The organism is Pseudomonas sp. H1_F01, assembly GCF_054681425.1.
The window spans coordinates 6,206,896-6,219,292 of the sequence record NZ_CP162823.1 but is presented as its reverse complement, the minus strand read 5'-3'; the positions used below and the strand labels follow the sequence as shown (position 1 = coordinate 6,219,292).

At 58.5% G+C, this 12,397-nt stretch carries 10 protein-coding genes; 9 read left to right on the top strand and 1 reads right to left on the bottom strand.

Translation table 11 applies throughout. The features are described 5' to 3' along the window. Nucleotides 1–6: 6 nt before the first annotated feature. The 4 genes from AB4O09_RS28030 to AB4O09_RS28015 are packed head-to-tail and all read left to right on the top strand — an operon-like array spanning nucleotide 7 to nucleotide 4,402. On the top strand, nucleotides 7–1,425 hold the full coding sequence (locus AB4O09_RS28030; protein WP_038856476.1) for a PIG-L deacetylase family protein: 1,419 nt from the start codon (nucleotides 7–9) through the stop codon (nucleotides 1,423–1,425). A 60-nt stretch (nucleotides 1,426–1,485) separates the two neighbouring features. Further along, nucleotides 1,486–2,370, top strand: a complete 885-nt coding sequence (locus AB4O09_RS28025; RefSeq protein ID WP_003197122.1) for a DUF6625 family protein — start codon at nucleotides 1,486–1,488, stop codon at nucleotides 2,368–2,370. Then, nucleotides 2,367–3,521 carry a glycosyltransferase family 4 protein gene (locus tag AB4O09_RS28020; protein WP_028237538.1) on the top strand — a complete coding sequence of 385 codons (1,155 nt, stop codon included), beginning with the start codon at nucleotides 2,367–2,369 and terminating at the stop codon, nucleotides 3,519–3,521. Before AB4O09_RS28025 ends, AB4O09_RS28020 begins: the two co-directional genes overlap by 4 nt. Beyond that, complete coding sequence (locus AB4O09_RS28015; protein ID WP_003197127.1) at nucleotides 3,518–4,402, top strand: glycosyltransferase; 885 nt, start codon at nucleotides 3,518–3,520, stop codon at nucleotides 4,400–4,402. Before AB4O09_RS28020 ends, AB4O09_RS28015 begins: the two co-directional genes overlap by 4 nt. An 89-nt stretch (nucleotides 4,403–4,491) precedes the next feature. On the opposite strand, the gene AB4O09_RS28010 is transcribed toward AB4O09_RS28015, so the two are convergent. Beyond that, nucleotides 4,492–6,348, bottom strand: coding sequence for an O-antigen ligase family protein (locus AB4O09_RS28010; RefSeq protein ID WP_028237539.1), 1,857 nt, complete (start codon nucleotides 6,346–6,348; stop codon nucleotides 4,492–4,494). Between the two features lie 153 nt (nucleotides 6,349–6,501). On the opposite strand from AB4O09_RS28010, the gene msbA reads away from it, so the two are divergent. The 5 genes from msbA (at nucleotide 6,502) to AB4O09_RS27985 (ending at nucleotide 12,394) form a co-directional block, all read left to right on the top strand. Continuing rightward, nucleotides 6,502–8,304, top strand: coding sequence for a lipid A export permease/ATP-binding protein MsbA (gene msbA, locus AB4O09_RS28005; protein ID WP_003197131.1), 1,803 nt, complete (start codon nucleotides 6,502–6,504; stop codon nucleotides 8,302–8,304). 182 nt (nucleotides 8,305–8,486) lie between these two features. Next, nucleotides 8,487–9,191: a sulfotransferase family 2 domain-containing protein gene (locus AB4O09_RS28000; protein ID WP_003197133.1), complete on the top strand. Its 705-nt coding sequence runs from the start codon at nucleotides 8,487–8,489 to the stop codon at nucleotides 9,189–9,191. Further along, a complete protein-coding gene (gene cysC, locus AB4O09_RS27995; RefSeq protein ID WP_027911959.1) occupies nucleotides 9,184–9,792 on the top strand; it encodes an adenylyl-sulfate kinase in 609 nt (202 codons plus the stop codon). Before AB4O09_RS28000 ends, cysC begins: the two co-directional genes overlap by 8 nt. A gap of 99 nt (nucleotides 9,793–9,891) precedes the next feature. Beyond that, complete coding sequence (gene hldE / locus AB4O09_RS27990; RefSeq protein ID WP_003197139.1) at nucleotides 9,892–11,313, top strand: bifunctional D-glycero-beta-D-manno-heptose-7-phosphate kinase/D-glycero-beta-D-manno-heptose 1-phosphate adenylyltransferase HldE; 1,422 nt, start codon at nucleotides 9,892–9,894, stop codon at nucleotides 11,311–11,313. 106 nt (nucleotides 11,314–11,419) lie between these two features. Further along, on the top strand, nucleotides 11,420–12,394 hold the full coding sequence (locus AB4O09_RS27985) for a glycosyltransferase (protein WP_003197141.1): 975 nt from the start codon (nucleotides 11,420–11,422) through the stop codon (nucleotides 12,392–12,394). Nucleotides 12,395–12,397 lie beyond the last annotated feature (3 nt).

Genomic DNA, 12,397 nt, shown 5'->3' with positions numbered 1-12,397 from the left:
CCACCGATCAGTCGCAAGCAACAGTTGCTCAAGCGCCACCGTCGCAACAAGCGCGTGGGGCTGCTGCTCGCCCTCATCGCACTGGTCTTGCTGGGGGTGGCAGTGGCCTGGTGGTTGCCCCTGGTGTTGGCGGTGCTGGGCTGGATCGCCCATGAGGCGTGGTTCGCCGATCATCTGTTCTATTCGCCCAGGGATGATTACCAGTACAGCTTCCCGCCGTTCACCCAGCAACCCAAGGTGCACCTCAATGCCGGGCGGCTGCGGCTGGACGAAGGCGTGATTCTGGACGATGGCGCGACGTTGATTCTCGCGTTGCGGGTCAAGAGCACCTGGCTGGGGCGCTTCATCGACCCGGTTGTCGAAATGTTGGGCGGTGAAAGGGACCTGCAAACTTTCGAGCGCGGGGTCAACGGCCTGCGCTATCTCAATCTCAGCGAGCAGGGCCCGGCGTTGTCCCGAGGTGAGCTGCGCCTGCGCGGGCGCCATTGCCGTTTGCTGGGCGAGCCGACGCTATGGTCCTTCACGTCGCCGCAAGTGCAGCGCCAGCGGGTGATGGTCATCGCTCCCCATGCCGACGATGCGGAGCTGGCCGCCTACGGCTTGTACAGCCAGGCTGACGAAGCCTGGATCGTCACGCTGACCGCCGGTGAAATCGAAGCCGAACATTATCGACAGATGGGCTTGGACCGCGTTGAAGCTGCGCGGCTCAAGGGCCGTTTGCGCGCCTGGGACAGCATTGCCGTACCGCGTTGGGCGGGAGTGCCTGAAGCGCACTGTGTGCAGTTGGGTTACTTCTGCCTGCAACTGGCCGCCATGCAAGCGGCGCCGAGCCAACCCCAAGGTTCTCGCGAGGCTGACCTGAGCGATACCCGGCTGTTCCGTCAGTTGAACCCGTTCCTCCTGCCCGGCGATGCCGACGGCGCGCCGACCTGGGACAACCTGTTGGCGGACCTGCGCGAACTGCTGCTCAAGGCGCGCCCGGAGGTCATTGTGTTGCCGCATCCGACCCTTGATCCGCACCCCGACCATCTCTGCGCCCATCATGCCGTCCTGCAAGCCCTCGAAGGCCTGGAATGGCAGCCGACCACGCTGTTGGGCTACGCCAATCACTTGCACGACAACGATCGTTGGCCCATGGGCAATACCGGAGAAGGCGTGGCATTGCCGCCGGTCTTCGATCCAGGTCAGTTGATGCAACCCCTGAGCTTGCCTTTGTCATTGGCAGCCCAGCGGGACAAGGCCATGGCCTTGGGAATGATGCATGACCTGCAACCGCCTGCGCCTTTGAAGCGCCGGTTGAGGCGGTGGATACAGTATGTCCTGACCCGTAGAGTGGGGTCTGTTTATGGCGAGAACGATTTTTTCCGCAAAGCGGTCAGGCGTCACGAGCTCCTCTGGCTGCTGACACCTGCGAAGCACAGGTAACACATAAATGACGCATAACCACCTCCAGCGTCCTTCGTCCTTGGTGAATGTGAGCTTGCTGTGATCAATCCATGCCCGCGTATTCTTTTTATCATTCCGTATTTCGGACGCTGGCCGTTCTGGATGCCATTGTTTCTCGAAAGTTGCCGGCGTAATGCTGATATTGATTGGCTGTTGTTCAGTGACTGCGGTGTTCCGGAAAATCTTCCACCGAACGTGACGGTCGAAAGCACCACGTTCGAGGCGTATTGCCAGCTGGTTTCCCGGCGATTGGAGATCGAATTCAGGCCGAAACAGCCCTACAAGCTGTGTGATATCAAGCCTGCCCTCGGGTACATTCATGTCGATCGTCTCGACGGCTATGACTTTTGGGCTTTTGGCGATATCGACCTGGTGTACGGTGATCTTCGGCAGTATTTCACCGCTGAACGCCTGGCCAGCCATGACGTGTTTTCCACCCATGAGCGACGTGTCGCTGGCCATTTGTGCTTGATACGCAACAGCGCCCGTGCGCGTGAAGTGTTCAAGCTGATCAAACACTGGAAAGAACGTTTTACCGATGATCGGCACCACGCGTTGGACGAAGGGGCGTTCAGCCGTATTTTCCTGTGGCGCAAGAATTTTCCCGAGCCGCTGTTTACCCTGGTGGGTAAATTCAATCCATGGCGTCGACGCAGTGAGTTCACAGAAGCGTTCAGCACGCCGGGTGGTTGCATAAAGTGGCATGACGGTTCGGAGAATTTCCCCCTTCGCTGGTACTGGCGTAATGGTCGTCTGACGAATGATCGGGATGGGGACCGCCTTTTCCCTTATTTTCATTTCGTCTGCTGGAAGCGCAACGAGTGGTCGGCCCTGCCCGAGCCAGATCCTGCCGGGATACAACGGCTGGCGACATCGCCTGCCTGGATGATTGATGCGGCGGGTTTGCACCAAGGAGAATTATGAGTCAGCGGTTGAAGGTGCTGCAGCTGCAGCCGGATTACAACGTTAAGCAGCATGATTTCGCCGATCTTGCGGAACAGATCGTCAAGGCCCTGCCCAGTGAGCGCTACGAGGTGACAGCGGCTTTTTTGCGTGGTCGCCCGGGGCCTGGCGAAGCCGTCAGTCGGGCAGACCGTTCGGTTTATTTCGAGTTTTCCGACAAGGCGCTCAAGGGAATGCGCCTTCGAGCGATGTGGCAGTTGTACCAGTTCTGTCGCCGGGAAAAATTCGATGTTGTCGTGTGCAATCGTTTCAAGCCCGTCAACATGATGTTGCAGCTCAATCGATGGCTGAAAATCCCGCTGTGCATCGGCATTTCCCACGGGTTCGGGGAATATGACCGGTTTTATCGTCGCCGCCAGACGCAGCGGCTGGTGGATCGCCACTGGCGGTTTGTCGGCGTGTCGCCGGCCGTCAAGCAGTATCTGCTGGACTGTCGTTGCGGTTTTACCGATTCCAATACCTACGCCATCACCAACGCCATTGATATCCAACAGGCTGAAGCCTTGCAGCACCCGCGAGAGCGCGCCCGTGAACTGTTGGGTATCAGCCCTTCGGTGAGGCTGATTGGTGCCTTGGGTCGGTTGGTTCCGGTCAAGGGGCACACATACCTGCTGCAAGCCTTTGCCGCGCTCAAGGACAAATACCCTACGGCCCAACTGGCGATCATTGGCACCGGACGGGAAGAGTCCCGGCTGGCGGCGCAGATCGATCAGTTGGGGCTGAGGGATCGCGCCCACCTGTTGGGCTTCAAGGAGAACGCTCTGCAATACGTGAGGGCATTCGATATCTGGACCATGCCCTCCCTGGCCGAAGGCTTGGGCCTGGCGCTGCTGGAAGGCATGAGTGGACATCTGCCGGTGATCGCTTCGGACGTACCGGCCATGTTGCCATTGATTGAGGGGGCCGGAGGCCTGGCGGTAACACCCGCCGATGTGCCGAGCCTGATAACGGCACTCGACACCTACCTGGGGCTTTCGGACTCCGAGCTCAAGGCCTGTGGCGAGCGAGCCTATCGATACCTTGTCGAGCAGCACGATATCGAAGTATTCCGTCGGCAATACCTTGAGCTGATCGAGACCGGCCTGAATGAAGCCAAAAAGGAGCAGTCATGAGTGCCGCGCAACCTGTTGTAAGCGTGATCATCGCGTCTTATAACCATGGCCGATACATTGAGGAATGCATCCTCAGTGTCCTGGGGCAGACCTATCCGAACATAGAGCTGCTGGTCATCGATGATGGCTCCACTGATGACAGTGTCGAACGTATCCAGCGCTTGCAGGCGGTGCATGGCTTCGACTTTCGGGTCCAGCAGAACCAGGGGCTGACCAATACGCTTAACGAAGCAGTCGCCCGCTGCAGTGGCAGCTTGATTGTGCCGTTTGGTTCCGACGACATTATGCTGCCCGAGCGGATTGCCGTTCAGGTGGCCTACATGGACGGCAAGCCCGAGGTCGGTATCTGTGCGGGTAATATCGAACTGATCGATGCCGACGGGAATCTTTTTCCCGAGAGTCGTCAGAACCGCGAGGTACCCTTCCGGCGACTGGATTTCGAAGACATGTTCATGGAGCGCAAACCCTACCCGCCGGCACCGACCCTGATGATTCGTCGCGAGGCGCTGGAGAAGGTAGGTGGGTTCGATCCGCAGATTCGCCTGGAAGACCTGTTGATCGAGCTGAAAGTGACCCGGGCCGGTTATTTTATCGATGGCCTGAGCGTCTTGATGGCGCGCTATCGCAAGCACGCAACCAACTCCTACAAGAACCATCGGTTCATGACCGACAGTATTCTGCGCACCTATGCCTTGTTCAGCGATCATCCGCTTTATGACCAGGTACGCTATAAGTTTCTCAATTCCATGTTCCTGAAAACGTCCAACCGCGACCACACGTTCGCCCGTGAATTATTGGCGCAGATTCCCTTCAGGGCCTGGAATAAAAAAACCTGGCGGGGCTTGGGTCGGCTGTTTTTCTGCCCGCTGGAAAAACACTGAAGCCCGACCACCTTTGGCGGAAAAATCCAGGCCGCTACATTCGGTATCGAAGAGCGGCCTGCGCTAAAAGTCTGGGATTCGAGGGGGCATCATGCCCGGGCTGGGTTGCTTCCCGACAAAATACGCTTTTGCAGGTTATCGACGGCCGGTTTTGAGGCAACCTTGGCGTAACCGTCAAGCAGCGCCTCAAGATGTTGTTCGAAAAGCCAGCCGTAATCTTCCTTATAACGCTGCATGTGGCGCAGATTGCGCTGGCGAAGCGCGATCCTGAGGGACGACGGATAGAGATGCAGGTCGGCGACATCGATCAGGCCGAATTCACCGTTTTCCAGCACCAGCACATTGCCCAGATGCAGTGAGCGAAAGTAAACACCTCGCTCGTGCAGTTGCGCCATGAACTTACCAAAGCCTTCGACCAGGGCGTGGCGCTGCGCGGGCGTAGAAGTATCTTGCAGCGCCTGGCGCAAGGTTATCCCTGGGAGGGGAACGTAGTGCACCGCGCTGCTGCCGTCGTTCAGATGGTACACGTGGCGGATTGTCGGGCTCGGTATTCCCAGGTTTTGCAATTGTTGGCTGTGCACCGCAAAGCGCTCGGAATAAGGATTGAAGCCGCCCGAGGTGTACCAGCGGCGTGCGCGAAACAGCTTGAGAAAATCTCCCCCCTCCAGGCGCAGGACTTTTGGTCCCAGACCGTCGGATTCGATCACTTGGGCGCCTGAGGCAAGGCTGTCCAGGGCTTGCGGTGTCAGCCGTTGCACAGGCGTGACCAGCAAGCGCCTGGCGCGATAATTGATGCTCAAGGCGGCGATCAGGGCCAGGGGGATCCACAGCAGGAACCAATGTTCCTTCGGCCGGGAAAGAATGCCGCCACCTTCAGTCAGCCCCGCTGCCATGCCGTATACCAGCCAGGTGGAAGCGACCACCAACAAGGGCTGGACCCGATAACGCCAGCTGCTCAGCAAGCTCCAGGCCTGGAAAAAGATCCATGGAACAAAGCCAATAATCCCGACGTAGTACAGGACGCCGAGGGCAAAGTTATGAGGCTCCGCCAGCATGTAGCCGATGCCTGGATCCACCTCCAGGTCGGCGCCGTAGCCGTGACCGATCCAGGGATGCTCGGCTATCGCCTGCAAGATGATCTGCCAGATCTCGAAGCGGTACGAGTCCCCGCGGGCGAGGATCATCTCGTAAAACAATACGCCTGTGACGCCGCCGCCAATGATCAGGAGACTGAACAAGGCAAGCGAACGACGATTCCAGCAAAGGACGCCTATCCAGATGGCGGCGGCGCACAATGCGACCAAGGGGGTCCGTGAGCCGGTAGCGACGACTGCGGTGAACATGACCAGTGCCGCAGGGACGGTCAGCCAGAAAATATGGCGATTTTTCCAGAGCATGCTCAGGCTTAACCAGTAGACGCAGAAAAAGCCGTACAGGTGTGAGGCGAGCAGTGGATTGTCGAAGGCGCCGCCGCCAATCAGGCGCATTTCCGGCTGATATATCTGGGCAAACGCATATAAGTTGTAGAGCGTGGCGATCAGGGCGACCGTTGCCGCGCAAAACAGTAGAGGATGCAGCAGGTCGCTACGATAGCGCACCAACAGGTAACAGCCGACGAACAAGAACACGGTATGCAATGCGGTTTTGATCGGGCGTGCGATATTTTCGGCCTCGGGTGCCCACGACAGGCTGATCAGCGCCCAGCCCGCGAATATCAAGAGGGCGACGAAAACCGGCTCGCGGATCAGTTCCTTCAACGCGCTCGGCCTCAGGCACACGGCTATGAGGGCGGGGATGCTGAACAAACCGTAGAACAATTTATGGTGCTGGCTGCGCCCCGGCAGAAAGAACAAGGCGCACAGCAGCAGCAAGAAGCCAAGCGGAAGAATCCATTGGCAGATGAAGTCGAAAACTCTATTGGACGTGGCGAGGTGCTTGGATAACATGCTTAGGAATTCATTCCTGAAATCGGTTGGCCATTCAAGGTGATGGCTTTTGGGTGTTTTGCAGACGCGTAACAATAACAGCCTTAGCGGTTTGCCAGAACACCGAAGAAGCTGTGTTAAAGTCAGCCTCCTTTTTATCGATATTCGCGTGATATGGCCGACTCCAGTCTTCCCGCAAGCCCTTCGAGCTTGAAAATCTATTTCCGCCTGCTTGGCTACGTGAAGCCCTATATCGGCTTGTTCGGGCTGAGTATCATCGGGTTCCTGATTTTCGCTTCCACCCAGCCGATGCTCGGCTACATCCTCAAGTATTTCGTCGACGGCCTCTCCAATCCGAACGCGGTGCTGTTTCCGACGGTCCCTTACCTGCGTGACCTGCAGTTGCTACAGGCCGTGCCGCTGCTGATCATCGTCATTGCTGCCTGGCAGGGATTGGGTTCGTACCTGGGCAATTATTTCCTGGCCAGGGTTTCGCTAGGGTTGGTACATGACTTACGGGTGCAGTTGTTCAACAACCTGCTGACCCTGCCCAACCGCTATTTCGACAAACATAACTCGGGTCACCTGATTTCCCGTATCACGTTTAACGTGACCATGGTGACGGGGGCGGCAACGGATGCGATCAAGGTCGTTATCCGTGAAGGCATGACCGTGATCTTCCTGTTCGCGTCACTGTTGTTCATGAACTGGCGCCTGACCCTGGTGATGGTGGCGATCCTGCCATTGATCGCGCTCATGGTCCGTACCGCGAGCAAGAAATTCCGCAAGCAAAGCAAGAAAATCCAGGTTGCGATGGGCGACGTGACGCATGTCGCCTCCGAGACCATCCAGAGTTATCGCGTCGTGCGCAGTTTCGGTGGCGAGGTCTACGAGCAGAAACGCTTCCTCCAGGCCAGCCAGGGCAATACCGACAAGCAGTTGCGCATGACTCGTACCGGTGCGATCTACACGCCGGTGTTGCAACTGGTGATTTACAGCGCCATGGCGGTGCTGATGTTCCTCGTCTTGTATTTGCGTGGAGATGCTTCGGCGGGCGACATGGTGGCCTACATTACCTTGGCCGGTTTGCTGCCCAAGCCGATTCGCCAGCTGTCGGAAGTCAGTTCCACCATCCAGAAAGGCGTGGCGGGGGCCGAAAGCATCTTTGAGCAGTTGGATGTCAAGCCGGAAACCGATACCGGTACCATCGAGCGTGATGCTGTCAGCGGGCGGTTGGACGTGCGCCATCTGAGCTTCACCTACCCGGATACCGACCGGCAGGTACTGAACGACATCAGCTTCTCTGTCGAGCCTGGGCAGATGGTTGCATTGGTGGGGCGTTCGGGCAGTGGTAAATCGACCCTGGCTAATCTGATTCCGCGTTTCTACCACCATGACGAAGGCGAGATACTGCTCGATGGTGTTGAGATCGAACAGTACAAGCTATTGAATCTGCGCCGTCATATTGCCCAGGTGACCCAGCATGTAACGTTGTTCAGCGACACGGTGGCCAACAATATCGCTTATGGCGACCTGGCCGGTGCGCCGCGAGTCGATATCGAGAAAGCGGCTCAAGACGCCTATGCCATGGACTTCATCAGGCAGCTGCCTCAAGGCCTGGACACTCAGGTCGGGGAAAACGGCGTGTTGCTCTCCGGCGGCCAACGCCAGCGCCTGGCCATTGCCAGGGCCTTGTTGAAAAACGCCCCGCTGTTGATTCTGGACGAGGCGACTTCCGCACTGGATACCGAGTCCGAACGACACATCCAGGCTGCGCTGGACCAGGTGATGAAAGGCCGTACGACCCTGGTGATAGCCCACCGTCTTTCGACCATCGAAAAAGCCGATCTGATCCTGGTGATGGATCAGGGGCGCATTGTCGAGCGCGGGACCCATGGCGAACTCCTGGCGCAGAATGGTTATTACGCACGCCTGAATGCCATGGGGCTGGACGCTCCGGCCCAGGATATCGCCTGAATACAAGTGGAACCTGCGGGGCTGGGCCGGCTCAGCCCCCAAAGGCATTTGTAACAAGGTCGATACCCATATTGACCAATCCACCATAAATCTACGACTCGCGCTTGGTAAGGTTCTGGCCACAGGACTTTCCTGGACTCACCTCTGTCATCGAGGGGGCACCCTCTCGCGCGAGTACTTGAATGCTGCAACGTTATCTCTGGAAGCTACTGCCCAAGTCGCAGCGCTCCTTTCTATTGGGGCGCCTGTCGGTTGTCGACCGACAGGTCGTGAACAAATCGATGTCGGCCAATTGCCGTTTCCCCGAAGCTTTCGCCCAGCGCGGCTGCCTGTTCATCCATGTGCCCAAATGCGCCGGCAGCAGTATTTGCGTGGGGCTTTTCGATGGCTACAGCCCGGGTCACCTGCCGTTGTATTGGTACGAAGAGCAGTTCGCAAAGCAGTACGCCGCCAGTTTCAAGTTTGCCTTTGTTCGTGATCCGCTGGAACGTGCATATTCGGCCTATGCTTTCCTGCGTGGCAACACCTTGGGGCCGCGGGATCTTGCGGCCCAGAGACTGGTTGGCCAATACCGCGACTTCGATGATTTCGTCGCGCGTTGGCTGCATCCGGAGAACATCACCCGGCAAATGCATTTCGCTGCCCAGACGGACTTCCTTACCGACTCCCTCGGCCACCTGGCGATGGACTTCATCGGTTATCAGGAATACCTCGGTCGGGACTTTCAGCGAATATGCGAGCATCTGGGGCTGGCCGCGACGTTGCCTCATGTGAACCGCACCCGGCAGCGCGCTGCGGTGCCGGTAAGGGAAATCTGCTCGGTACGGACCCGTCGGCTGGTGCGGCGGGTGTACCAACGTGACTACGAGATGCTTGGTTATGAATGAAACGTCAAAGGTATCGATGCAACAGGTGCAGATTCGTCCTTGTGCGCAGGCGCTCACGCCCGAGGATCGGGCCGCCATCAAAGCCCAGCGCCCCCGCTGTATCTGGCTGACCGGGCTGTCGGGGGCGGGCAAGTCGACACTGGCCAATGCCCTGGAAGTCCAGCTCAACCAGATGGGCCTGCACACGGCCCTGCTCGATGGCGACAACCTGCGCCAGGGGTTGTGCCGGGGCCTGGGCATGGATGCCGAGGCCCGCAAGGAAAATATCCGTCGCATTGCCGAAGTGGCGCGCTTGATGATCGACGCCGGCCTGATCGTCATCGTTGCCGCCATCTCACCGTTTCGCGCTGACCGGGAAGCGGCCCGACAGCTGTTCCCCGAGGGCACCTTCGTGGAGGTTTATGTGAGTACCCCTTTCGGTGTCTGTGCCCAGCGTGACCCGAAGGGGCTGTACCGCGAAGCCCTTGCCGGGCGGATCAAGAACTTCACCGGGCTCGACAGTCCCTACGAGGCGCCGCTTGCGCCGGACTGTGAGATCAACACCAGCGAGGTGGATCTGGCCCAGGCTTGTGCGCGACTAACGGCGTTGCTGCAAATCTGATCGAGCACACATCCTGGCTTCGCGTTGCAGCCATGGACAAGCCTTCGTTCGCCCTGTGCTAATATCCCCGCCCTGTTCATTTTGTATGTGGGATGCTCCATGAAGTTGTCCATGCCGCGATTCGATCAAGCCCCTGTATTGGTGGTCGGCGATGTCATGCTCGACCGCTATTGGCATGGCGGTACCTCACGGATTTCCCCTGAGGCGCCGGTACCGGTAGTCAAGGTCGAACACATCGAGGATCGCCCCGGTGGTGCCGCCAACGTTGCCCTGAACATCGCCGCCCTCGGCGCGCCGGCTTCCCTGGTGGGCGTAACTGGCGACGACGAGGCTGCCGACAGCCTGACCAACAGTCTCAAGGGCGCCGGCGTGCGTGCGATATTCCAGCGCATCGCGCACCAGCCGACCATCGTCAAGCTGCGGGTCATGAGCCGTCACCAGCAACTGCTGCGCATCGACTTCGAAGAACCTTTCGCCACCGATCCCCTGGCCCTCGGTGCCGAGGTCGACAACCTGCTTGAAGGCATCAAGGTGCTGGTGTTGTCGGACTATGGCAAAGGCGCGTTGAAAAACCACCAGTCGCTGATCCAGGCCGCTCGTGCCCGTGGCATTCCGGTCCTGGCCGATCCCAAGGGCAAGGATTTCTCCATCTACCGTGGTGCCAGCCTGATCACGCCGAATCTCAGTGAATTCGAAACCATCGTTGGTGGTTGTGCCGATGAGCACGAACTGGTGAGCAAAGGCGCGCAACTGATGCAAGACCTCGACCTTGGCGCCTTGCTGGTAACCCGTGGCGAGCATGGCATGACCCTGTTGCGCCCCGATCACCCTGCGTTACACCTGCCGGCCCGTGCCCGTGAAGTGTTCGACGTGACGGGTGCTGGCGACACCGTGATTTCCACCCTGGCCGCGGCGATTGCTGCAGGCGAGGAATTGCCCCATGCGGTCGCCCTGGCGAACCTGGCGGCAGGCATTGTCGTCGGCAAGCTCGGCACGGCAGCTATCAGCGCCCCCGAGCTGCGTCGCGCCATCCAGCGCGAGGAAGGCTCCGAGCGAGGCGTGCTGGGCCTGGAGCAACTGCTGCTGGCCGTTGACGACGCCCGTGCCCACAACGAAAGAATCGTCTTCACCAACGGTTGCTTCGACATTCTGCACGCGGGCCACGTGACCTACCTCGAGCAGGCCAGGGCCCAAGGCGATCGCCTGATCGTCGCGGTCAATGACGATGCATCCGTGAGCCGTCTCAAAGGGCCAGGGCGTCCGATCAACAGCGTCGACCGGCGCATGGCGGTCCTGGCCGGCCTGGGTGCGGTGGACTGGGTAATCAGCTTCAGCGAGGGAACGCCGGAAAACCTGCTGCGCCAGGTCAAGCCGGATGTGCTGGTCAAGGGCGGTGACTACGGGATTGATCAGGTCGTGGGTGCGGACATCGTCACGGCCTACGGCGGTACAGTGAAGGTGTTGGGGCTGGTGGCAAATAGTTCGACGACGGCGATTGTCGAGAAGATTCGCAGCCGTTGAAGGGATCATTTTGTATTCCAGAGAAGGCCTTATATGGCAAGCGTTGCCTTTGCGGCCTGAGCTTGCTCATGGGGCCAGCTCGTTTCGTTTCGTGGTTAGTTAACTTATGAAAATCATGCTTCTGGTTATGGATGAACAGCGTGTGATCCTTGATCGATTGTATGCAGTCGTGCGAGAGAATTGCGACGACTGCACAATCTATCGCTTGAGTAAGCCGCAGCAAATGAAACTTGGCAAGTTCCTGGCCTCGGTCAATTATGAAGATTTCGATCGGGTGGTGATTTTTTCGCGGGTCAAGCGCCTGGCACCGCAATTGAGCGTATTGAAGTGTATTCCGGGGCTGATCTTCCTGGAGCACGACGCTTATCAGAACTACATGCCTGAAAGTAAATATCAGGGCGTTTACTCGCGTCTGTACCGTCGTTTGCCCAGTTGCCGCGCCTTGGTGTCAGGGGCTGTGGTGGCTCGCCGGATGCAAGCCGAGAACATCGATGCGGTGTTCGTCTCCAAAGGTTATGACGAACAGATGCTGCGCAATACCGACAGTGTCCGCGATATCCCCATTGGTTTTCTCGGCAGTCTCAAGAGCACTGAATATGCTCAACGCAAAGCGCTGCTTGAATCCCTGGTACAACGCACCGGCATGCTCGTGACACGCACCCAATCGGGGCGCGAGTATCTGGAGACACTCAACCGCATCAAGATCTTTGTCAGCGCCGACCTGGGAATGGGGGAGTTCATGATCAAAAACTTCGAGGCCATGGCCTGCGGTTGCGTGTTATTGGCCTGGAGTCAGGGCGAGGAAGATCGACTGCTGGGCTTTGAGGACATGGAAAACACCGTTTTCTATCGTTCCGAGGACGAGGCGGTGCAGAAGCTCGAGCTGCTGCAGCGTGATCCGGAACTGGCCGCGCGGATCGCCCGCAATGGCCAAGCCTTCGCCGAGAGCCGCTATTCTTTTGCGCGTGTCGGGCGGGCCCTGGCCGAGGAAATCCAGCGTGAAATGCGCCCCTGGCAAGCCCCTTCGGTATTCACTCGCGGATGGGTCAAGCTGCGTTATGGCATGAATGTGCCGGGGTAAACG